Origin of the sequence: Yoonia sp. TsM2_T14_4 (assembly GCF_049602355.1) — a bacterium.
Taxonomy (GTDB): domain Bacteria; phylum Pseudomonadota; class Alphaproteobacteria; order Rhodobacterales; family Rhodobacteraceae; genus Yoonia; species Yoonia vestfoldensis_A.
The window spans coordinates 803,949-825,111 of sequence record NZ_CP187137.1 but is presented as its reverse complement, the minus strand read 5'-3'; the positions used below and the strand labels follow the sequence as shown (position 1 = coordinate 825,111).

Annotated in this window: 20 protein-coding genes, 1 tRNA gene and 1 pseudogene; 15 read left to right on the top strand and 7 right to left on the bottom strand. The window is 54.1% G+C overall.

The features are described 5' to 3' along the window. Nucleotides 1–191 precede the first annotated feature (191 nt). Nucleotides 192–281 (top strand) — tRNA-Ser (locus ACPF9B_RS03950). 235 nt (nt 282–516) lie between these two features. Here the strand turns inward: ACPF9B_RS03950 and ACPF9B_RS03945 are convergent. Genes ACPF9B_RS03945 through ACPF9B_RS03935 form a run of 3 tightly spaced genes read right to left on the bottom strand, consistent with a single transcriptional unit; the run spans nt 517 to nt 3,681 of the window. Then, nucleotides 517–1,320, bottom strand: coding sequence for a sugar phosphate isomerase/epimerase family protein (locus ACPF9B_RS03945; RefSeq protein WP_424179375.1), 804 nt, complete (start codon nt 1,318–1,320; stop codon nt 517–519). Next, nucleotides 1,317–3,020, bottom strand: coding sequence for an FAD-dependent oxidoreductase (locus ACPF9B_RS03940; protein ID WP_424179373.1), 1,704 nt, complete (start codon nt 3,018–3,020; stop codon nt 1,317–1,319). The genes ACPF9B_RS03945 and ACPF9B_RS03940 overlap by 4 nt, the downstream gene beginning before the upstream one ends. Then, nucleotides 2,983–3,681 carry a TetR/AcrR family transcriptional regulator gene (locus ACPF9B_RS03935; RefSeq protein WP_424179371.1) on the bottom strand — a complete coding sequence of 233 codons (699 nt, stop codon included), beginning with the start codon at nt 3,679–3,681 and terminating at the stop codon, nt 2,983–2,985. The genes ACPF9B_RS03940 and ACPF9B_RS03935 overlap by 38 nt, the downstream gene beginning before the upstream one ends. A gap of 165 nt (nt 3,682–3,846) precedes the next feature. Between ACPF9B_RS03935 and ACPF9B_RS03930 the strand changes: the two genes are divergently transcribed. From ACPF9B_RS03930 to ACPF9B_RS03895, 8 genes are all read left to right on the top strand, one after another. Continuing rightward, nucleotides 3,847–4,851, top strand: a complete 1,005-nt coding sequence (locus ACPF9B_RS03930; RefSeq protein WP_007205273.1) for a Bug family tripartite tricarboxylate transporter substrate binding protein — start codon at nt 3,847–3,849, stop codon at nt 4,849–4,851. A 134-nt stretch (nt 4,852–4,985) separates the two neighbouring features. Then, nucleotides 4,986–5,561 (top strand): tripartite tricarboxylate transporter TctB family protein, encoded by a 576-nt coding sequence (locus tag ACPF9B_RS03925; RefSeq protein WP_424179368.1) that lies wholly within the window; start codon nt 4,986–4,988, stop codon nt 5,559–5,561. Continuing rightward, on the top strand, nt 5,561–7,069 hold the full coding sequence (locus tag ACPF9B_RS03920) for a tripartite tricarboxylate transporter permease (protein WP_424179366.1): 1,509 nt from the start codon (nt 5,561–5,563) through the stop codon (nt 7,067–7,069). Before ACPF9B_RS03925 ends, ACPF9B_RS03920 begins: the two co-directional genes overlap by 1 nt. Beyond that, nucleotides 7,066–7,917 carry a shikimate dehydrogenase family protein gene (locus tag ACPF9B_RS03915; RefSeq protein WP_424179364.1) on the top strand — a complete coding sequence of 284 codons (852 nt, stop codon included), beginning with the start codon at nt 7,066–7,068 and terminating at the stop codon, nt 7,915–7,917. Before ACPF9B_RS03920 ends, ACPF9B_RS03915 begins: the two co-directional genes overlap by 4 nt. Beyond that, nucleotides 7,914–9,800: a bifunctional sugar phosphate isomerase/epimerase/4-hydroxyphenylpyruvate dioxygenase family protein gene (locus ACPF9B_RS03910; RefSeq protein ID WP_424179362.1), complete on the top strand. Its 1,887-nt coding sequence runs from the start codon at nt 7,914–7,916 to the stop codon at nt 9,798–9,800. Before ACPF9B_RS03915 ends, ACPF9B_RS03910 begins: the two co-directional genes overlap by 4 nt. A gap of 307 nt (nt 9,801–10,107) precedes the next feature. Then, a complete protein-coding gene (locus ACPF9B_RS03905; protein WP_424179360.1) occupies nt 10,108–10,365 on the top strand; it encodes a PepSY domain-containing protein in 258 nt (85 codons plus the stop codon). After that, nucleotides 10,322–10,930: a cytochrome b/b6 domain-containing protein gene (locus ACPF9B_RS03900; protein ID WP_424179358.1), complete on the top strand. Its 609-nt coding sequence runs from the start codon at nt 10,322–10,324 to the stop codon at nt 10,928–10,930. The genes ACPF9B_RS03905 and ACPF9B_RS03900 overlap by 44 nt, the downstream gene beginning before the upstream one ends. After that, nucleotides 10,920–11,450 (top strand): helix-turn-helix transcriptional regulator, encoded by a 531-nt coding sequence (locus tag ACPF9B_RS03895; RefSeq protein ID WP_424179356.1) that lies wholly within the window; start codon nt 10,920–10,922, stop codon nt 11,448–11,450. Before ACPF9B_RS03900 ends, ACPF9B_RS03895 begins: the two co-directional genes overlap by 11 nt. A 47-nt stretch (nt 11,451–11,497) precedes the next feature. On the opposite strand, the pseudogene ACPF9B_RS03890 reads toward ACPF9B_RS03895, so the two are convergent. Further along, nucleotides 11,498–11,644 (bottom strand): annotated as a pseudogene (locus tag ACPF9B_RS03890) (integrase core domain-containing protein); the annotation flags it as partial. Nucleotides 11,645–12,638: 994 nt separating this feature from the next. Between ACPF9B_RS03890 and ACPF9B_RS03885 the strand changes: the two are divergent. Next, nucleotides 12,639–13,238, top strand: coding sequence for a tetratricopeptide repeat protein (locus ACPF9B_RS03885; protein WP_424179354.1), 600 nt, complete (start codon nt 12,639–12,641; stop codon nt 13,236–13,238). Here ACPF9B_RS03885 and ACPF9B_RS03880 read toward each other — a convergent pair. Both ACPF9B_RS03880 and ACPF9B_RS03875 read right to left on the bottom strand, forming a co-directional pair. Next, nucleotides 13,169–13,926 (bottom strand): IS5 family transposase gene (locus tag ACPF9B_RS03880; RefSeq protein ID WP_424176587.1). Its coding sequence is split into 2 segments (ribosomal slippage): nt 13,169–13,602 and nt 13,602–13,926, totalling 759 coding nucleotides; the frame shifts between segments, so codons are not numbered across the junction. The two genes, ACPF9B_RS03885 and ACPF9B_RS03880, sit on opposite strands and share 70 nt — an antisense overlap. A gap of 310 nt (nt 13,927–14,236) precedes the next feature. After that, nucleotides 14,237–15,181 (bottom strand): glutathione S-transferase family protein, encoded by a 945-nt coding sequence (locus ACPF9B_RS03875; protein WP_424179352.1) that lies wholly within the window; start codon nt 15,179–15,181, stop codon nt 14,237–14,239. 506 nt (nt 15,182–15,687) lie between these two features. Between ACPF9B_RS03875 and ACPF9B_RS03870 the strand changes: the two genes are divergently transcribed. From ACPF9B_RS03870 to ACPF9B_RS03850, 5 genes are all read left to right on the top strand, one after another. After that, nucleotides 15,688–16,110 (top strand): hypothetical protein, encoded by a 423-nt coding sequence (locus ACPF9B_RS03870; protein WP_424179350.1) that lies wholly within the window; start codon nt 15,688–15,690, stop codon nt 16,108–16,110. Between the two features lie 4 nt (nt 16,111–16,114). After that, entirely contained in the window at nt 16,115–16,612 is a 498-nt protein-coding gene (locus ACPF9B_RS03865) for a hypothetical protein (protein ID WP_424179348.1), read from the top strand. A 577-nt stretch (nt 16,613–17,189) separates the two neighbouring features. Continuing rightward, nucleotides 17,190–18,113, top strand: coding sequence for an EamA family transporter RarD (gene rarD, locus ACPF9B_RS03860; protein WP_424179346.1), 924 nt, complete (start codon nt 17,190–17,192; stop codon nt 18,111–18,113). 705 nt (nt 18,114–18,818) lie between these two features. Then, entirely contained in the window at nt 18,819–19,238 is a 420-nt protein-coding gene (locus tag ACPF9B_RS03855; RefSeq protein WP_424179344.1) for a hypothetical protein, read from the top strand. 3 nt (nt 19,239–19,241) lie between these two features. Next, nucleotides 19,242–19,733 (top strand): hypothetical protein, encoded by a 492-nt coding sequence (locus tag ACPF9B_RS03850; protein WP_424179342.1) that lies wholly within the window; start codon nt 19,242–19,244, stop codon nt 19,731–19,733. A gap of 254 nt (nt 19,734–19,987) precedes the next feature. On the opposite strand, the gene ACPF9B_RS03845 is transcribed toward ACPF9B_RS03850, so the two are convergent. Continuing rightward, nucleotides 19,988–21,133, bottom strand: coding sequence for an alpha-D-ribose 1-methylphosphonate 5-triphosphate diphosphatase (locus ACPF9B_RS03845; protein WP_424179340.1), 1,146 nt, complete (start codon nt 21,131–21,133; stop codon nt 19,988–19,990). Nucleotides 21,134–21,163 lie beyond the last annotated feature (30 nt).

Below are 21,163 nucleotides of genomic sequence, written 5' to 3'. Positions count from 1 at the left end.
CGGTATTCTGTGCGGATGGGTTGCGCGGTGCGGACCAGCCCCCGGCCCCGCGACACAACCCCCGCACGATTTTGCCGAAGGATAGCGGCCTGCGGCGGACAATGAAAGTGTCTAGGCCGGACGACACAATTTTTTCACCCCCACGGATCGCGCTTTTCGAATCGTTGCGCAGTCGCTAACAGAGCCAGGTCGGAGGAGTGGCAGAGTGGTTGAATGCACCGGTCTTGAAAACCGACGTAGGTGAAAGTCTACCGTGGGTTCGAATCCCACCTCCTCCGCCAGAATGACCACATCGAGACGAGTCTCATGGTCAGCATCTCGTTGATAACCCTTGGTAATTCCTGCCTCGCTTCCATGCGGGCTGCCAAATGGGTAGACTAAATTGCTGACCAATTCACCTCCCTTCACCTTCGTTCGTCGCGGCTATTTCTACTTCTCACGGCGTGTTCCTTTGTCCCTCCGGGGAAAGGGGGGGCGCTTGTCACCTGATTTGTGCAACAGGGCCAAGCGGCGGTGTCAGGTGCGCAAATAGGCTTGCGTGTGATCGAAAATAGCCTGCGCCACCGCTTGCGCGGATAATCCGGCCCTGTGTTCCAGCGGCACTTCGACCGCGATGGCGATATCTTGGGGCAATTGCGCCAGAATATCGCGCAGCGCGATCGCACCTTGGCCCGCGATCAAACGCGCCCCGCGCGCGGTGTGCAACAGCGCCTCTTGCGTATAGGGCGGATGCACCGGCGCATCGCACAAATGGATAAACGGCAGCAACGCCGGATCAGTCGCCGCCAGATCCGACAACAAACTGCCCGAGCGATCAAAATGCAGCGTATCCACCAGAACCCCGATATTGCTGGCCCCGCTGGCCTGCACAATCTGCAACGCGGTTTGAAAATCCGGCACATTGGTCCAAGGAAAAAACTCAAGCACCGGTTTTAGCCCGAAACCAGCCGCCAGATCGGCAAAGCCCGCCAGATTATCCGCCAATCGCGCCAGATCAGGGTCATAAGGTGCGGTGACGATATATTTCGCGCCCAGTTCCGCCCCTGTTTGTAGAAAACCAATCAGCTTTTGGGGATCAAACGCAGGGGTCAGCCGGACAAATTCAATGTCATTGACCCGCAGTCCGGTTTGTTTGAGGGCGCGCAATGTGTCGCGCAGCATCTGTGGATCATCCATCAACGCATAGCCAGCGGTTGTCTCCGTCACCGCGATCAAACGCAGCCCGACCGCGTCAAACCCCGCCTGAGCCGCAACCGTAATGAACTGCGGCGGGGGCAATTCCAACAGCGTCAGATGCGCCAAGGATAACGCGCGCGTCATATCTGCCCCGCTGCATGTTTCGCCGCGACATACCCAAATGTCATGGCAGGGCCAATGTTGATGCCGCCCGCAGGATAATACCCGCCAAACACGCTCTTCATATCGGCACCAACGGCATAAAGCCCGTCAATCACGTGACCATCTTTGCTGAGCGCTTGGGCATGGGCATTGGTCTTGATCCCCGCAAAGCTGCCAAAACTCCCCGGCACGACCCTGATCGCCAGAAAAGGCCCGCGCATAATCGGCGCAACACACGGGTTGGGCGTGATATTTGCATCACCTTGCAGCCGGTTATAGGCGCTGCTGCCACGACCAAAGGCAGGGTCATCGCCGCGCAGTGCAGCGGCGTTATAATCGCGCAAGCTGCGTTCCAGCCCCTCGGGATCAATGCCGCAAACCTGCGCCAAGGCGCGTATGCTGCGCGCTTGTTTGACATAACCAGACCGCAGATGCGGCCCAAGCGGCAGCGGATTAGGCCGTGCATAACCGAACCCGTATTTGCGTTGAAAATCGCGGGTCGCAATCAGCCAAGATTCCGCAACATCGCCCTGTGGTGTCGCCGCAAGCAAGGCTGTGACGTAATCGTGGTATCCATTGCCTTCGTTGCAAAACCGTTTGCCGTTTTTCAAAACCCCGATAATCCCGGGCTTGCCGCGTTCGATGATATGGGGAAACAGGCTGGTCGTGCCATCGCGATGGGGGATTTCCGACACCGGACAATAGGCAAATGGGGCCGCCGCCGATCTGTCAAAGTCCGCGCCCGCAGCTTCGGCCAGTCGCGCGCCTGCGCCATCGCTGAACGTGGTCGCCAATGAACGTGGCGCTTGGGCGGGACCATCCGCGAACCGTGCCACATCATGCGATGCCCCGCCCGTGGCCAAGATCACACCGCAACGCGCGCCCAAAACGGCGGTGCCATCCGCTGTCTGCAAGGTGACACCCACAACCCTTTGGCCATCGCGCTGCAACGCGGTGACATTGGCCGATGTCATGATCTCGACCTGCGCATCAAGCGCCGAGCGCATCAACCGCGCGATCAGCGCATTGCCATTGCGCAGCTGCATCCCGCGCTGATGCCGGACCAAATCCCACAGATGCCGCCCGAAACGCCGCGCAACATAAACAAACGCCGAAGCCGATTTTGTCATCGCCATGAAGGCGCGCAAATCAGCGCCCGCTTGGATCGTCATGCCCATGAATGTCGTCGCAGGCAAAGGCAGGCGCAAGCGCGCGATCTGATTGCCCAAGGCGCGCCCGTCATAAGGTGCGGCAATCACCGACCGCCCGCCCTGCCCTGCACCAACCACATCGCTATACGTATCAGGAATGGCGCTGCCGCTTTGAAATGCCAGCGCCGTCTTGGTCGCAAAAAAGCCGACCATCTGTGGCGCATATGTCAAAAACGCATCCACCTTGCTTTCATCGAAATGATTGCCCAAAACATGGCTAAGGTATTGTTTCGGCGCGTCTTTATCTTCGACAATCCCGTCAGCAATGGCCAAAGGATTGCACGGCGCCCAAATCCACCCCCCCGACCAAGCGGTCGTGCCGCCGATCACGGGGGCTTTTTCCACGACGATCACCGTCAGACCCGCATGCGCGGCTGTCACCGCCGCACTTAGCCCCGCAGCCCCAGACCCGATCACGACAAGATCATACTGCCTAGTCACTTTGGTCCGCACCCCATGCAACAGGATCATAGCCAATCACCACCGCCGCCAAAACCATATCCGCGACCTGCGCCTTCAGCTGCTCTTGTGCGGGCTTGCCAAAAAGTGCGCCGCCAAAAGATGCCGAAAACGTCGCCTTATTGGACACGTTGTAAAAGCTGAACGCGCTGATCAACCAATGCAACTGCAACGCATTTGCACCTTCGCGAAACTGCCCCGCCGCTTTGCCGCGCGCGCAGACTTCTTCCAGTTTGACAATGATCGACCGGTTCAATTGCGGCACGATTTCGGATTTGCGCAGGTAATCAGCGTTATGGATGTTTTCGATCATCACCAGCCGAATGAAATGCGGCGCATTGGCATGTGCATCAAACGTCGCATGTACCAACCGCCGCAGCGCTGCGACAGGGTCCAGCCCTGCGACATTCAGCTTGTCTTCGCTGCTGCGCAACGACGCATAGACACGTTCCAGAACCTGACAATAAAGCCCCTCTTTATCGCCGAAGTAATAATAAATCATCCGCTTTGAGGTCTCGGTTTTCGCCGCGATCTCATTGATATTCGCCCCCGACAAGCCATGCGCAGCAAAGGCGATTGTCGCGACCTCTAAGATGTCTTCTTTGACCGCAGCGGGGTCTTTCTTCCAAGATGTCTTGCGCGTCTTGGGCGCGGGTTTTCCGCCTACATCCATGCACTTACCCTCCCTTGTTGACGCTTCGATTCGCTGACTGATAGCATGAATTTAACCCACCGGTACATTTTCTTTGACAAATTAACCCCAAGGTACATACAACAGGGCGTGACCGACGATGCGAGGAGCGAATCGTTGGCTAAATAACACCTAGGGAGGACACAGATGTCTTTTAAACTGATGGGCGCAGTCATGGCGCTGGGACTAAGCGCGACCATTGCCACCGCGCAGGATTACCCAAGCAAGGAAATTCAAGGCATCATCCAATGGGGTGCTGGCGGGTCGACCGATACGGTGATGCGCTCCGTGACGCCACATGCCGAAGCCGCCCTTGGTGGCACCGTGGTCATGCAAAACATGACCGGCGCTGTCGGCGCGATTGCGCTGAACTATGTCGTTGATGCCGATGCTGATGGCTATACCCTGTTGATGGGTGCCGAAAACCCGATGATTTACAAGGTGATGGGCCTTGGCGAAGAAGATTATTCCGCCTTCACACCGATCAACCTGCTGGCGCGCGGCACAGCGATGCTGGTGGCCAATAATGACGCACCATTTGATGATTACGCCGGCATGTTGGCCTATATCGCCGCAAACCCTGGTGAATTAAAGCTGGGTGCCACAGGTCCTGGCGGTCTGCCATCGGTGATCACCGCGATGATGAACGCCGTCGAAGGCGATCTGGACGTCATCGCCGTGCCTTATGATGGCGACGGCCCTGCCCTGACCGCGTTGCAAGGCGGCGCGATTGACGTGATGCCCGCCGTGCTTGGCGCCGCAGTCGAGGCGATCCGCGCTGGCAGCATCAAGCCGATCCTGATTTTCGACACCCAGACCAATGCAACACTGCCCGATGTGCAGATCGCAACAGACGCCAATGCCGCCTATGCGACCTATCTGCCATGGGGTCCGTTCTTTGGTGTGTTTGCGAAAAATGGCACACCTGATGATGTGATCGCAAAATTGACGGCCGCTTATGCGACCGCTGCCGAACATCCTGATTTTGTTGCCTTGATGGACAGCCGCGGCTTTACCATGATGAACATCAGCGGTGCCGAAGCCGATGCTTTCTTGACCAAATGGCAGCAAGGCACCGCATGGTTGCTTGATGATGCCGGTCTGACCCAAGCATCGCCAACCGCGTTTGGCATCGCCCGTCCAAGCAACTAAGGTCCGACAGTGTCGGATGGCGGGTATCATGCCCGCCAGATCTTGGCGCCGCCCGCGCCGATACAGGCTGGGCGGCGCTTTGCGTTCCAAGACAGGCGCGCAATCTTTTCAGATGGAAAAGGGGGGAACAGATCATGCAACCTGACGTCACAGGCACGACAGATCACAACAGCAGCACAGCCCATGTGCAGCAAACCAATCATCCACCACAACGCAGACCAGGTGAATTGGGTTTTGCCATTTTCCTGACCCTTGCCAGTGTATTCCTGCTTTATAACGCTTACGGGATATCAGGGTTTCGGGCCTTGTCGGGTGCAGGCTCGGTCCCGATGGCCACAACATTGGTCATGACAATCACCGCCTTGATCGTCACCTTGCGCACCGCCCGCCTTGGCAAAGTCGCGGGGGAAACGCTGGCCAAAGACATCCTGCCTGTCATGGTCATCGCCTTTATCGGGCTGTTGATCGTGTTTGGGCTGTTGTTGAAACCTTTGGGCTTTGTGCTGACAGCCGCGCTGTTTTTGATCTGCGCGATCAAGCTTTTATCACGCAAAGGCTGGGTCTACACCATTTCCATCGCGTTTTTATCCTTGGTGATCATCTGGGTGGTGTTCCGCGTCGTCTTTACCGTGCTGTTACCCGCAGGCATCCTGCCCGAGGCCGAATTCATCCAGTTTTTCCGTAACCTTTTCGCGGGGGGCGCATCGTAATGGACACCTTTTTGGCGATCCTGACCGTCTTTACCCAGCCACAGTTGTTGCTGTTGGTCGCTCTTGGGACATTTGCAGGCATTTATATCGGCGCGATCCCGGGTTTATCGGTGACAATGGCGGTGTCGATCCTGATCTCGTTCACCTTTTCATGGGATGTCTATCCGGCGATTTCGCTGATGGTGGGGATTTATATGGGCGGGGTCTATGGCGGGTCGCGCACGGCAATCTTGCTGAATATCCCCGGTTCTCCGTCTGCGATTGCCACCGCGATGGATGGCTATCCGATGGCGCAAAAAGGCCAAGCCGGCCAAGCCATTGGCGTCACCACCGTGATGTCGTTCTTTGGCGGGTTGATCGGCATTGTGGTGCTGGCACTTGCCGCCCCTTTCGTGTCGGCCTTTGCGCTCAGCTTTCAGCCGCGTGATTATATGCTGCTGGCGATCTTGGGCATTTTGCTGGTCGGCTCTTTATCCAGCGGATCGCTGGTCAAAGGCATCTTTGCAGGCGCGTTTGGCATTGCCATTGGCGCGGTGGGCCGCGATCCACTGACCTTTGCGGAACGTTTCACCTTTGATCTGCGCCTGATGGAAGGCGGTATTTCCTTTATCGCCGTCATGATCGGCATGTTCGGCGTGTCCGAAGCGCTGCAACAATTGCATAATGTCGACAAACGCGCCGTGCGCCAAAAGATCGACAAGATCATTCCATCATTTAGCACGATCAAAACCTATCTGCCGTTATCGCTGCAAACCTCGTCAATCGGTGTCATCATCGGCGCTTTGCCCGGAACGGGCGGGGATATCGCGGCCTTGATGGCCTATGACCATGCCAAACGCGTCACCAAGAACCCTGAAATCCCCTTTGGCCAAGGTGCAATGGAAGGGCTGGTCGCCCCCGAAACCGCCAATAACGCCGCCGTCGGCGGGGCGTTCATCCCGATGATGACCTTGGGCATTCCCGGCGATGCGGTGACCGCAATCATGATCGGGGCTTTGTTTATTCACGGCCTGAACCCCGGCCCGATGCTGATGATCGATCAGCCCGATATGTTCTGGTTTATCGTCGGCGCTTTGTTGACGGCCAATGTGTTCATGCTGATCTTTGGTCTGACCGGCATCAAGATCTTTACCAAGATCGTCGAGATGCCGCGCTCTATCATCATTCCCCTGATCTTGCTGTTGTCGATTGTCGGGGCCTATGCGGTCAATAATGCGATCACCGATGTCTATTGGATGCTGGGCTTTGGGATCTTTGGCTATTTCATGCGCCATTACGGCTATCCGCTGGGGCCGGTGATTTTGGGCATCATCCTGTCGCGGATGCTGGATGATAACTGGCGCCGTGCGATCATTTCCGAACGCGAAGACCTTGGCCGCTTTTTCGAAGGCATCCTGACCAGCCCATTGTCCCTGACGCTGTTTGTGGCCGTGATCTTGATCTTTGTCAGCCAGACCCCGATCTGGCGCGCCGCAAAAACCCGCTTGCTTGGAAAGGCAACATCATGACCGCGCCCGTACCAGATGTGATCAAACTGGGCCTGATCGGCGATAATATTTCACGCTCTAAATCGCCCAAACTGCATCGCACGGCGGGGCAATTGGTCGGGCGCAATGTCACCTATGACCGGCTGATCCCCAAAGACCTTGCCCTAACCTTCGACCAGACCTTTGAAAAGGCACGCCTTGCCGGATTTCGCGGCATCAACGTGACCTATCCTTACAAAGAACTGGTTACCGCCAAAGTTACGGTGGATGATCCGTTGGTCGCGGCGATCGGGGCGGTCAACACGGTTGTTTTCACGCCCCAAGGGCCACGAGGCTATAACACCGATTACAGCGGGTTTATGGCGGCGTATCGCAGCGTGATGGGCGAAAAATCCCCCGGCACCGTGTGCCTGATCGGCACCGGCGGCGTTGGCAAGGCCGTGGCCTTTGGCTTGCTCGGGCTCAAGGCCGCGACCATTCGCTGTGTCGATCTGGATGCTGCCAAGGCCGCAGATCTGGCACAATCGCTGCGCGATGCTGGCACCGCGACCCAGATCGAAACTGCCACCGATGCGATTGCCGCCGCCCAAGGCGCAGATGGTATCATCAATTGCACCCCTTTGGGCATGGTCGGCATCGGCGGCACGCCGCTGCCGCAATCGGCCATGACAGGCGCGCAATGGGCGTTTGATGCCGTCTATACGCCCGTCCACACGCAATTTTTACAAGACGCCACCGCCGCAGGTCTTACTGTGATTTCAGGTTATGAATTGTTCTTTGGTCAAGGCATTGATGCATGGCGCATCTTTACCGGCATTGATCTTGACACCACAGCCCTGCGTGCCGCCATCCAAGAGGATCAGCCATGAAAACCTCGATCGCGACTGTGTCGATTTCAGGAAACCTGCCTGAAAAGCTGGCGGCAATTGCTGCGGCCGGTTTTGACGGGATCGAAATCTTTGAACAAGATTTCATTGCACATGATGGCAACCCGCGCGATGTCGGCGATCTGATCCGCGCCATGGGCTTGCAAATCACCCTGTTCCAGCCATTTCGCGATTTCGAAGGCTTGCCCGCCCCTTTGCGCGCCAAAGCCTTTGACCGCGCCGAACGCAAATTCGATCTGATGCAGGAACTTGGCACCGATCTGGTGCTGGTCTGTTCATCCTGCCACCCCGCAGCCCTTGGCGGCATCGACCGCGCCGCCGATGATTTTGCCGCTTTGGGTGAACGCGCGGCCAAACGCGGTTTGCGCGTCGGATACGAGGCGCTGGCATGGGGTCGTCACGTCAATGACCACCGCGACGCATGGGAAATCGTGCGCCGCGCCGATCACGCCAATGTCGGGCTGATCCTTGATAGCTTTCACACTTTGGCGCGCAAGATCGACCCCGACACCATCCGCCGCATCCCCGGTGACAAGATTTTCTTTGTCCAACTGGCCGATGCACCGCAGATCGACATGGACCTGTTGTATTGGTCACGCCATTTCCGCAACATGCCCGGCGAAGGCGACCTTGCCGTCACCGATTTCATGCGCGCCGTTGTGGCGACCGGATATGCCGGACCTGTCTCGCTTGAAATTTTCAACGACCAGTTTCGCGGCGGCAGCCCCAAAACAATCGCGCAAGACGGGCATCGCGCGCTGATTGCGCTGATGGATGACGTCAAGCGCCAAGAACCCGCCGCACGGCTGGACCTGCCCGTCATGCCCTCACGCGCCAGTGTCGCCGGTGTCGCCTTTGTCGAATTCGCAACCAAGGGCGATGATGCCACGACATTGGAAACCCTGCTTGCCACGATGGGTTTTGCCCGCGCCGGCCAGCATATTGCCAAAAAGCTCACCCTATGGACCCAAGGCGATATCCGCATCGTGGTGAACCGCGAAACCACCGGCTATGCCAGCAATGCCTATACGATGCATGGCACCACAGTCTGCGATATCGGGCTGGATGTGGATGATGCCGCCGCTGCGCTTGCCCGCGCCACAGCCTTGGGCGCGCAACCATTTGCCCAACCCATCGGACCGGGTGAAATCGACATCCCCGCCATTCGCGGCCTTAGCGGCAGTGTGCTGCATTTTCTTGATCAAACCAGTGGCCTGAACGATGTGTGGTCGGTGGAGTTCAAAGGCGCTGTCACCCCGCCGCAAAATGCCGGATTGCTGCGCATTGACCACCTTGCCCAAACCATGAGCTATGACGCCATGCTGAGCTGGTCGTTGTTTTACACAACGCTGTTTGACATGCAGAAATCACCGATGGTCGATGTTGTCGACCCTGACGGATTGGTGCGCAGCCAAGCGCTTGAAACCGCCGATGGCGCGTTTCGGATCACGTTGAACGGGGCCGAAACCCACCGCACGATGGCGGGGCATTTTCTGGCAGATAGTTTTGGTGCCTCGGTGCAGCATATCGCATTTGCCAGCGACGATATTTTCGCCACTGCCGATGCGATGGCCCAGCGCGGGTTTCAGCCTTTGGCGATGTCGGATAATTATTATGCCGATCTGACCGCGCGTTTCGATCTTGCGCCGGAATTTCTGGCGCAATTAAAGCGCGGCAATATTTTGTATGACGAAGATGCGCAGGGGGTTTTCTTACAATTTTACTCCCAGCCTTATGCGGGCGGGATGTTCTTTGAAATCGTCCAGCGCCGCAACACATACACAGGTTACGGCGCAGCCAATGCACCTTTCCGGATTGCTGCGCAAAAACGCCTGATGCGGCCCAAGGGTATGCCAAAATCATAAATTCCGCGCCAACGCGGCCAATCATGCAATACCGCAACCTACCGACAAAATGCGGTGCCGTGACAATAAAAACTTTTTGCCTCCGGCGGGGATATTTAGGCTCCAACGATGGGGGCAAATCAGCAAACGATGCGCGTGGACACGGTGTGGCCCTTTGCTCTGGCATATACCTTTGGATTATCCCGCTACATTGCCAAATTTTACGACGCACATAATCCGTAGGCCAATAGCCAGTATCCATCGCAAGACCTTATTGAACGGCCATGACCAGCAGATCGCTGGCCTAACACATATAAGGAACGACCCGATGAAAAAGACCTTGCTTGCGGCAATCATGATACTTGCTGCTGTTCCTGCCTTTGCAGAACCTTCCTGCAATCCTGGCGCAGAGCTTACGCCGATCTGGCAATCAATCAAAACGTTCGAAGACGAAGGCGGCGAAGTGATGTCGTTCAAAATCAACGGCGGTGGCTGCTATGAAATCTACGGCAAAGTCGATGGCACCAATATGGAAGTCTTCTTTGACCCAAACACTGGTGAAGAGCTGGATCGCATCGAAGCCTAAGCCATCGAACAGGAGGCGCACCATGCAACATCACGCGAATATGTCATCAACCGATCGTGTCAAAGTTTGGGATATCGGGGTGCGCCTTTTCCATTGGTCATTGGTTGGCACGGTTGTGTTGACCTATTTTCTGATTGATCCCCGACAAGTGCATCGGACCCTTGGCTATATCGTCATCGGGTTGATCGGATTTCGTCTTGTCTGGGGGTTGATCGGAACCCGCCATGCCCGGTTTATCAATTTCATTCCTGCGCCAATGCGGCTGTTAAGCTATTTGCGGGATATGTTGCAGCGCCGTGAAGCGCGTTATCTGGGCCATAACCCTGCCGGATCAGTGATGGTGATCGTGTTGCTGATCACATTGTGCGCGGTGGGTGTCACGGGTTACATGATGGGTATGGATGCCTATTTCGGGCAGTCTTGGGTTGAAGACACACATAAACGGCTGGTGAACATTTTGATTATCTGTGTCCTGCTGCATTTGGCAGGGGTCATTTATGCAAGCTGGCGTCACCGTGAAAACCTTGTGCTATCAATGATTACGGGTAAAAAAGATGGTGATTAAGAAAAGTCGCGCTGTTGAACAAACGACGATGGCGTGGCGTCGGAAACTTTTTGTTCTCGCAGCCGCGCTCCAAACGGGGTGCGGCATCATTTTCGCGATCGACGTTTTTAACGAACGCACCGAATTTACGACGCAGACATTGCTTGAACTTGTGGCGGTCATTGCCTTGTCGATCGGTGCGATGCTTTCGATCAGCCAGTATCGGGCGCTTTTGCGCCGCAATTCCAAGGTGCAGCGCGAACTTGATGCTGCAAGCGGCGCGTTCCAAGACGTGATCGAACAATATTTCAAGATGTGGGGCCTGACCGAGGCGGAATGCGATGTCGCGCTATTGTCAATCAAGGGCGTTTCGATTGCCGATATTGCCGTCATGCGCAACACGCGTCAGGGGACTATCAAAGCGCAAAATTCTGCCATCTACCGCAAGGCTGGTATTTCGAGCCGCGCTGAACTGCTAGCGGTGATGGTTGAAGAGCTGATTGAAGGTTTAGAGGTCAAGTCACCGATCACAAGTCATTGAGCTTTTTATAGCGAGGTGTTTCGTCCGGCTTCTGGTAGATCGGATTTAAGATGGCCCTGCAATTGTTCGTGGTTGTCGTCGTGAAAGCGTTTGACGGTCGCGTCTTTGATCGTGCGGTTCATGCGCCCGACCTGGCCGTTGGTCCATGGGTGGTCAGGTTTTGTGAGGCGATGATCGATACCGTTGGCCGCGCAGCTCAGAACCTTGCGAAACATCACCCAAGTAAAGCGAAAACAATGCGGGTGGAGATGATGTTGCCCTTTACGCCACAGCCCTGACACCGTGGCAGCCTCCGGCAGGGTCTTCAAGAGGTTCGCCACTGGAAGGCCAGCACAATGGCCGCCTATGGCTGATCGCTTGGTCATGGCGTCACCAGTGGATGGTAGGTCACCGTCCTGACGACACAACAAGAAATCAGCGATACCACTTAGGGCGGGTGCTTCGTGTCTGGGTGGGTGACACTTCTTCAGATCACTTTGTAAGTGTTGTTGCCAATCATCAGGCACTTCGGGCAGGTCGCTCTGGTACGGATCTCATGTGTGGTGGTGTTACCGTCAACTACCAGCAGCAGGTTTGCCACTTCATGTACAACTGTGTGCTGACATCCACCGCAGGTGATGCTGATCCTGGAATTGGGTATTGTTTCTAGCCTGCTAACCATAAACTTCGCGCACTCTCCAAAACGCCTATGACGCTAAAATGACGTATGCTTTGGCGATCAATGCAAACGCAATAACCGCGACAAATATTTTGTTGATATGCTTGTCCACGGTGCAGATTAATCCACGCTTATTTCGATAGGGAATTGTTGTCAGTATGGCAAAAACGAGGCGCCGGTACCAGTATATCTGATGAAATCGACCTCGAAAGTCTGGACGCCTGCCTGTCGTTTAAGGCACGCCATGTGAGAGCTTTATGGATGGCTGTTGCCCGACGCCCCCAAAAGTGGCTCAGGCGGACAGTGACCGGTATCTTTCAGTTTTGGCGTTCTCTTGGTCAGCCCACAGCCTGATGCACTTTTATGACATTGCCCTCAGGATCATGAAAGAACACCTGATGCCATTCTTTCGCAAAGGCTGAAGTATTGATCTGGTCCAGCGTGCTCGCGAAAGATCACAGATCTAGCGCGGGCAAACGATTTTGGAATCTCTGCTTGACCTATCCTGTTTCGCGCGTTCAAGCTTGCATATGCGTCGTTTTCTTCCTCTACTGATAGCCTTTTTGGCTCAAAATGCTGCGGCTGACGGATGTCCCGTGGCGCCAGACCATTCGGTAGCGGTCGATAACATTTATACAGAGCTGCAACTTGCACCTAATCAGATGGTGGCCAGACCATATTCCAATCAATTGTGGGAGCTATGGCTGGAAGCACCCGACATGCCGTCACAGATGATGCTAGATGAGGGCCTGCGTGCAATGCGTGGTGGTGACTTGATAAGAGCTGTTGATCGGCTCAATGCGCTTGTGTCGTACTGCCCGTTCTATGCAGAGGGCTATAATCAGCGCGCTTTTGCGAATTTTCTACGCGAGGACTATCAGGCTGCCTTGCCCGACCTCGATCAGGCAATTTCATTGAACCCACGCCACACGGGAGCTTTGACTGGAAAGGCGCGGACCCTCATCGAACTTGGCGAAGATGATGAGGCGCAGGTCATACTTAAAAAGGCGCTTGCCCTAAACCCATGGCTCGGTGAACGCGCACTTCTTAGGGTCAGGACTCATAACCAGAATATGACGGTTGCGGCGAGAGCGATTGCCGATAGGAAGACCTTGGGGCAACGATCATAGCGGGTTGAGACGCGTCTCCAGTCTTTGAGCCTGCCAAACATGCGCTCGATGCGGTTCCGGCGTTTGTAGCGACGCTTGTCGTATCTGACGACCTTGTTGCGTGACTTTCGACCTGGGATGCAGGGACGAGTCCCTCTGTCTGCTAAGGCTTCCCGGAACCAATCTGCATCATAACCCCGATCCGCCAATAGCCATTCAGCATCCGGTAGACTGCTGAGCAAAGCCATGGCACCGGTATAATCGCTGACCTGACCAGCCGTGATGAAGAAACGGATTGGGCGGCCGCTGGTGTCAGTGACAGCATGCAATTTTGTGTTCATGCCGCCCTTTGTCTCACCGATTAGGCGTCCACGCCCCCCTTTTTAAGCCGCAGGCTTGAGGCCGTGCGGTGTGCTTTGAGGTAAGTCGCGTCGATCGAGATGGTCTTATTGTCGGGTGCCTCCGCTGCCAAGCCTGTCATTATCCGAGCGAATACACCTGCATCGCTCCAACGTTTCCAGCGATTATAAAGCGTCTTGGGTGGCCCATACGCAACGGGCGCATCACACCAGCGTAACCCATTGCGATTGATGAAGATAATGCCGCTCAAAACACGCCTGTCATCGACGCGCGGCTTACCTCGGCTCTTTGGGAAATACGACCGTAGCCGCACCATCTGATCTTCTGTCAGCCAGTAAAGATTGCTCATCGTACCCCCAAATCATTGGTGGTCGTGAATCATGACGACAAACCAGCATCAAGGCATTTAATGGGTCCTGACCCTAGATAAGTGACGCGAAAATACTGGAAGATGCGCAATCAGGACTGTTGCGCGTCAATAAAGCACGGTGAATCTGGGAATTACGAACCCCTTGAGCGATTGGTGTTGATCGTAATTGAGAACTGACTTGCAATTTTCATGCAGATTTGACCCACCCAGTCGATATGAAAGAAGCCTATTGGCGTCGTCCAAATGTTGGCGCATGCCGTGCCTTTTGCGCCTCAGATGATTGAACCTGTTAAGTCGGGTCGATTCTATAGCCTGATCTTGGGAAATGGACGCAGACAATGCCCACGTCCGCAGCAACGCGTTCTATCACGACTGTTTCGGCATCTGCATAACGTATCTTACCTACGACAGGCTGCTCGCCGCCATTGACGTCAGGTTTGATCGCCACGGATTGCCCAACCAAGAGCCCCTGCGGTTCATGCGCGGCCACACCAGCCACGGCCGTTGGCTCGCTATTTCTGGCAAGTGTTATGGCGTCCTGCGGGTCCATGATGCGCGAAGTGCCATGACCGATGTCGCGGACATTATCCTCCCAACGGACAAGGTCTTCAAACTCGGACAGAAACGATGGACCATCGGCCCACCGCCCCCGCAAGAACCAGACAACATGGTAGAATTGTGCGTCTATCGCAGCCGGCTGGGGACCGAGCAAAAATGCACGCCCATCAGACAGTTGGGCGTTCAACCATGACAGGGGCGCGCGCAATTGTGACACAAGATGGGGCAGGTCGGCGTTCGCCTGTTTCAGCCCTGCGGCCCAGTCTTCCCCAAGGTAGAGCCGCCCACGGTCTGCGGCAAAGTCCTTGTCCAAACGATCACCTGCCGTACCCAAAACGAGCCGCACTGTTTGGTCAAACAAGGCCCCGTCCGTCCACCTACTCAGGCACCACATGAGACCCTGTTCGTTCGTGGGCATGACGGTCGGAGAAGGGTAACGCCTTTCGAGCTCGCGGATGATACATTGGCTGTCACAATAAATGTCCGCACCAATCTGCATCACTGGTGTGCGCCGGTACCCGCCGGTAAGCGCGGTGAGCATTGGTTTGGGTGGCAGGCGCGGAATTTCTACGCTGCGCCAAGCAAGTCCTTTGATGCCGAACACGACCCTGACTTTTTCTGCAACAGGGGATTGCGGGTAGGCATGGAAGATCACTTCAGACGTTGGATCAGACAAGTTACGTTCCTTTTCGAGCATTCGGCCCGTACATGGATGTTTCGTTTGGATATCACACCAAAAAAATCAGGTGGCGGCAATATTCTAGGGTGTCTGACTTTCACACTTATTCAACGACATCACAATTAGATATTGATCAAAACTGAACCGCTAAAATTGTCCGCCGTCATATAAAATCAGACATCAGAGCGGCTTGCGCATTGGACCCTGTGATTCGTCTGTGTCATTGATTATGCAGCGCGCGCGCTCGCAGCTGGCACCAGGGCTTGCATCGGTGTTGCGTGATGATTGTCTGAACACCAGCCAACAAATTGGCAGGTCTCGGCTTGCAGGTCATACCCCCCCGGAAGTATCGCAACCGCCCTTGCAGGACTTGCCCAAAGCGACTCTTCCCTCAACGAACCCTCTATGTTACGCCTGTCAGATTGAACGATCTGTAGTAACGATAGCATATTAGACAGCTAGTTTATTGCCCTCATTAAGATATTAAGGCACCTTTAATTGAAATGATAAAAAAATTACAGCTCTCTAATTTATTTTGGATTTCCTTGGCAATAAATTATCTTTTTGCCATTATTGTAGTATATGCTTTTCTGACTGTTCCTGATACCATTTTCGATATTGAAAATCCAGAACATGCGCTAGCAGCTTTCAAGTTAACATATGTTAGAGCTGTGATTGTCGCACTTGTATTGATTGCATATCCAATTGTCCTGTTCAAATCACAGAAATATATCACTTTGTTTACAGTTGGATTAACTGCCTGGGTTGTTGCATTATACATTGATGATAACTTAGTTTTATATAGATTGATAGAATATCCTAGTCGAGGATTAGTCGTGTTCCTACAGGCCGTTCGTCCAATTGTGATTGCCTGCTTGATCTGGATGAGCTTTGAACTGACATTCAAGAATTACAAAAAACATTAGCATCATGTCAGACAACAGACTAAATGATAATGAAATCAGCGCATTGCTTAAAGCCTTTGATGAGGTCAACGAGACTAATGCATCCTCTCTCAAGCAAAGCACCACGTTCAAGGCGTTGCTGATCTCTATCAACATATACTTTTTTTCCTTCGTATCGATTTACTTTTTATCAGTAAACGGTCTGATCGATACGCCTGGTCAAGCATTGGAGAATGAAGGACTTCGCAGCGCTTTAAGTGCTCGGTCTCATGTAATTTTCTGGATTTTATCCATCCTAAATATAAGTGCATACTTTAACATTGGGTTCAGGACAGTTTGCCTGACAGTGTTTATCTATGTGCTGAATACTGTGATTGATAATATAGTTCTTTTTTATGAATTATTAAGCTTTGAACACCGCCCATATGTCACAAGTTTCGTGTTTTCTTTACCACTGACTCTTGTTGGGGTCGTATGGATGGGAATAGTATTCCAAAATGGCGTTGATCGTGAGGGGACATAGATACTGAAATTGGGAATATCACAGGCTAATCAAGGGTCAGAACTGCTGATCAAAGCATGACGGTCGCGGCGCTGGGAATGTCGCCAATTTTACGTGATGACCTTGCAGTAGAATTTTCAAACCGCGGTGCAGCGCTTTGTCCGCCTGTTTGGTAAGCTTTCTCGAACCCAATCAGGATATCTTAAACCGCTCGTAAAGACATGCCGCCGATCCAATCACTGAGCTTACAATGTTGCGGGGCGTCAGCAGCCTTTATCAGCCCCTAAGGCCCAGCAGATCCATAACATTGTTCATATCAGTATCTTCTCTTGCAGCGCCCATCGCCGCATGAATTGCAAAAATCCAATGTCGATCATGCCACGCGCCCGCAGCTTATTCAGGCCGGGGCAAGGTTGCACCAAGGTCAATTTTCAATGACAATTTTTACTCTGGTCGGGTCGGTCCTCAGTCGCAATCAGCATCCGACACCCGCCCCTGCCATCACAAACACGCTGGCACGATGCGTCCTTCGGTGGCGCATTGTGCAGCACTTGGCTATTGGCTGACATAATAGCCAGCAAATGCGGAGCAACACACCATGACGGCGACGAACGAAGACAGCCCACGCGGCCTTGCTCTCGCTGTGACGGCCTATGTCATGTGGGGGTTCCTGCCGCTGTATATGAAAGCGCTGGCCCATGTGCCCCCGACCGAGGTGATTGCGCATCGCGTGATCTGGTCAGTGCCGATTGCCGCAGTGATCCTGCTTGCCATGGGGCGAACGGCCGATATTCGCGCGGCTGTCAGCAGCCCACGCACGCTGGGCATGGCGGCCGTGACAGCGGCACTGATCTCGGTCAATTGGGGGATTTACGTCTGGGCGATCGGGTCGGGGCATGCGCTTGATGCCGCACTTGGCTATTACATCAATCCGCTTTTCAGCGTCGCACTTGGCGCGCTGCTTCTTGGCGAAAGGCCGCGTGGGGCGCAGCTTTTTGCGATCGCGCTGGCGGCAATTGCCGTCGTGGTGCTGACGGTCGCCGCGGGCAAGATACCAATCGCGGCACTGGGGCTGACATTCAGTTGGGGCTTTTATGCCTATTTCAAGAAAAGCCTGCCTGTCGGCCCGGCACAGGGATTTTTCCTTGAGGTGCTGCTATTAACGCCGCTGGCGCTCGCGATCATCGCCTGGACGTTTGTGAATGGTCAAAGCCATTTCGCCAACGGATCAGCACCCGATACCTGGCTATTGCTCAGTGCGGGGCTGGTGACGGCGCTCCCGTTGATCATCTATGCGACGGGGGCCAAGCTGTTGCGCCTTTCGACAATCGGAATCCTGCAATATATCGCGCCGACCATGATTTTTCTAACCGCGGTTTTTATCTTTGACGAACCCTTTGGCACCGCGCGGATGATCGCCTTTCCAATGATCTGGGCAGCACTTGTTATCTATACTGTTTCGCTCATTCGCCAGTCGCGCCGCAAACGCCACGCTGAAATCGCCGTACCTCATTCGGTCTAACGATGGGGTGACAGATTTCATCGTTAGACGACAAAGCGGCGTGATCACCGACAGCACTGCAAGACGTTCAATTGATATCGGACCACCAAATTCAACGCTTTGATGAATTGCATTGGCTTACGGCTCGGGTCACGGCCCATTCATCGGCCTGATCGGACCGACCATTGTACGCACAGCAAAGGTGCAAGCCTGCGGATGCCGGTTGGGTTTGCAAAGCCATACCAAACGGGAACCCAAGCCCTGCATCCCAGGTCGCAAATCCCGCAAAACGGGCGTCGGTGACGAAAAACGCCGTTTCGAATGCGCCTGACACCATCAACGGTCGCGCGCAGTTCAGCAACGCGCAGGCCGACATCGTTCTTGCACCACTGGGCATCGGCCCGCCCAATCCGAGACGCAAGATAGATCATGCCATAAACCAAAGCAGGTTGCGCGAACAAGATTTTCCAATATAGATAGGAGATGGCACGGCAAGTTCATGTTGAATTTTTCTAAGCATCATAGCAACTTATGCTTTTTATGCGGCGATTTGATAGGCAACATGAATAAGGCGATACCGATAGATTGAATATGCCGTTTCACGGTTAAACGTTTTTGTACAAGCAACTAACAGTTTCCTAATTTAGCGCGGCATTGCGCATTGGCGACATATGACTTATTGATGCCGCGTTATGAAAAACGATTGAAGATCCAATGATGTTAGGGATGACAAAACCAAAGATGTCTCGACCCTTTTGGGTGTCATTTGTCTTGGTTTATGCTATTGGATTTTTGGCTTTATATAGCATATTATTTGCGCCAGCAGGCTGGTTTGATACTGAAAATAGCATTGAGTATATAGCGGCACTCAAATTATCGACGATCCGCACTTTCGTGATTTCATTTTCTATGTTTACCTTCCCAATATTGCTTTTTACTTCGTTAAAATGGAGCAAGTATTTTGTTATTTCTGTCACCGCCTGGACCCTGGCAACATATATTGATGATTACTTGGTTCTGTATAGAATAATTGAATATCCTGAGAGAGGGCTGGTCGCGCTCCTTGTAGCAGTGCGGCCCCTGGGGGTTCTTGCGATGATATGGATGAGCTTTGAGTTGACCATGAAGTTAGCGGTAAAGGCGTGATATATGAAGCGCAGTAATATAACAAACGAGGAAATAGGCGCGCTTTTAGGGTCTTTTTCCGACCTGCGCAAAGAATTGTCTGCTGGCATCACGCAAGCTACCTCGTTCAAAGCAGCGCTAGCTATTTCCAACATTTATATCTTTATGTTTACTTGTTTGTTCTTTCTTATTCGCGGAAATATCGTACCTACGTTCACCCCAAATTTGATGGCCGAAGATTTTCTGGCTATCTTTGGTGGCAAAGCGATCGCTGCTTTCTGGATTTTTACCATTTTGAACATATCGCTGTATTTTAATTTCAGCTTCAATATCGTGTCATTATGTGCCACGATCTATATTGCCAGTAGTGTTTTCGATTTAGTAGCCCTGTTTCACGAAAGGATTTCTTTTCAAGAAACATTTTATTTAACACTTCTTATCACGACAAGCCCCGTTCTTATCTTTTCCATGGTGTTTATGGTTTTCACCCACAAAGCCTCTGTTGAAACTTTATAGATATTGTTATCGATTACACCGCCCCCCTTACGTGCCGACAACACTGGCGAAATGAGCTTTTTACATCAATGATGGTGTAATTGCCCCATCATTTGGACATATGCGTTGGCTTTCATCCTAAGTGGATGGGACCTTTGCCTGTCGTGTGTTGGATGGCTTTTGTATTTTGACAACTCTGACCTGCCGCTAAGAATACGGGCCAGTCAAACGGATACCTTGCTCTCGTGACGTTGCCGTCGGTCGGAATTGTCAGATCAGAACACCCGCCGTCCCGCGCTATAAGTCTGTTGCACCATTGCGGTATCAGCAAGCAGGCTGAACACGACCAGATCGGCCCGTTGTCCAAGGGCCAGCCTGCCACGGTCCTGCAATCCGGCGGCCTGTGCGGGGGCGGTGGTAACGGTCGCCATCCCGCGCGCCAGATCGTCCCAGATCAGCCCCAATCGCACCGCTGCCAGCAACAGCGATGCAGGCACGTAATCGGATGATAAAATATCCAGCCGGTCGCGCGCCGCCAGATCAGAGGCCGCCACATTGCCCGAATGCGACCCCCCCCGGATCAGATTGGGCGCGCCCATGATCGTCGCGATACCATGCCCGTGGCAAGCCTCTGCCGCCGCCACGCTGGTGGGAAATTCCGCCAGCGTCACGCCGTGGCCATGGCTGGTTGCAACCTGAGCGGGGGTCGTGTCGTCATGGCTGGCCAGGACCGCGCCAAGCCGGTTTGCTGCGGCGACCGTCGCCGCCTCATGCGCCGCCCCGTATTGCGCCTGCAACCCGTAAAGGAAATCGACATAACCTGCGAATTCATCCGCGCTCAGGTTGTTCTTGCCGCGCACATAGGCCTCAAACTTGGTGATATCGGCAAATTGGCGTTGCCCCGGCGTGTGATCCATCATCGAAATGATGCCGATCCCGTCGCTGTCGCTGAATTCATCCAGTTCTGCGATCAGGGTTTCGGAACAGATTTCAGCCCGCAGATGCAGGTGGTGGCTGATCCGCAGATGGCCTGCCGCGCGCATCGCCAAAATCTCATCCGCCATCTGGCGCGCATATTTGCCGTATCGTTTGCCGCCGCCCGATATGATCGACCCGACCCTGATCGCGTCATAGACGGTGGTGATCCCGCAGCCCGCCAATTCGCGGTCATGCGCCATGATCGCGGCACGATAGGGCCAGTCGACCTTTGGCCGTGGCGACAGATGCCGTTCCAGATTGTCGGTATGCAATTCCACTAGACCGGGGGCCAGATAATCGCCCCCCAGATCAACCGCGCCCTTGGGCACGTCCGCCCCTTGGGCCATATCTGCGATGACACCATCCTTGATGGTCAGTGATCCGGTAACCACCTCGCCGTCAAGGATCAGGCGGGCGTTGGCAAGAATGATAGGCTCTGTCATGTCGGTGTCACGATACTTTTGCTAAAGGAT

Excerpts from the sequence above, each read along its gene's own strand:
- ACPF9B_RS03925 (WP_424179368.1), top strand. The coding sequence starts at position 4,986 with ATGCAACCTGACGTCACAGGCACGACAGATCACAACAGCAGCACAGCC.
- ACPF9B_RS03845 (WP_424179340.1), bottom strand. The coding sequence starts at position 21,133 with ATGACAGAGCCTATCATTCTTGCCAACGCCCGCCTGATCCTTGACGGC.
- ACPF9B_RS03940 (WP_424179373.1), bottom strand. The coding sequence starts at position 3,020 with ATGATCCTGTTGCATGGGGTGCGGACCAAAGTGACTAGGCAGTATGAT.
- ACPF9B_RS03905 (WP_424179360.1), top strand. The coding sequence starts at position 10,108 with ATGAAAAAGACCTTGCTTGCGGCAATCATGATACTTGCTGCTGTTCCT.
- rarD (WP_424179346.1), top strand. The coding sequence starts at position 17,190 with ATGACGGCGACGAACGAAGACAGCCCACGCGGCCTTGCTCTCGCTGTG.
- ACPF9B_RS03885 (WP_424179354.1), top strand. The coding sequence starts at position 12,639 with ATGCGTCGTTTTCTTCCTCTACTGATAGCCTTTTTGGCTCAAAATGCT.
- ACPF9B_RS03895 (WP_424179356.1), top strand. The coding sequence starts at position 10,920 with ATGGTGATTAAGAAAAGTCGCGCTGTTGAACAAACGACGATGGCGTGG.
- ACPF9B_RS03935 (WP_424179371.1), bottom strand. The coding sequence starts at position 3,681 with ATGGATGTAGGCGGAAAACCCGCGCCCAAGACGCGCAAGACATCTTGG.
- ACPF9B_RS03865 (WP_424179348.1), top strand. The coding sequence starts at position 16,115 with ATGTCAGACAACAGACTAAATGATAATGAAATCAGCGCATTGCTTAAA.
- ACPF9B_RS03870 (WP_424179350.1), top strand. The coding sequence starts at position 15,688 with ATGATAAAAAAATTACAGCTCTCTAATTTATTTTGGATTTCCTTGGCA.
- ACPF9B_RS03945 (WP_424179375.1), bottom strand. The coding sequence starts at position 1,320 with ATGACGCGCGCGTTATCCTTGGCGCATCTGACGCTGTTGGAATTGCCC.
- ACPF9B_RS03855 (WP_424179344.1), top strand. The coding sequence starts at position 18,819 with ATGACAAAACCAAAGATGTCTCGACCCTTTTGGGTGTCATTTGTCTTG.
- ACPF9B_RS03930 (WP_007205273.1), top strand. The coding sequence starts at position 3,847 with ATGTCTTTTAAACTGATGGGCGCAGTCATGGCGCTGGGACTAAGCGCG.
- ACPF9B_RS03850 (WP_424179342.1), top strand. The coding sequence starts at position 19,242 with ATGAAGCGCAGTAATATAACAAACGAGGAAATAGGCGCGCTTTTAGGG.
- ACPF9B_RS03920 (WP_424179366.1), top strand. The coding sequence starts at position 5,561 with ATGGACACCTTTTTGGCGATCCTGACCGTCTTTACCCAGCCACAGTTG.
- ACPF9B_RS03915 (WP_424179364.1), top strand. The coding sequence starts at position 7,066 with ATGACCGCGCCCGTACCAGATGTGATCAAACTGGGCCTGATCGGCGAT.
- ACPF9B_RS03910 (WP_424179362.1), top strand. The coding sequence starts at position 7,914 with ATGAAAACCTCGATCGCGACTGTGTCGATTTCAGGAAACCTGCCTGAA.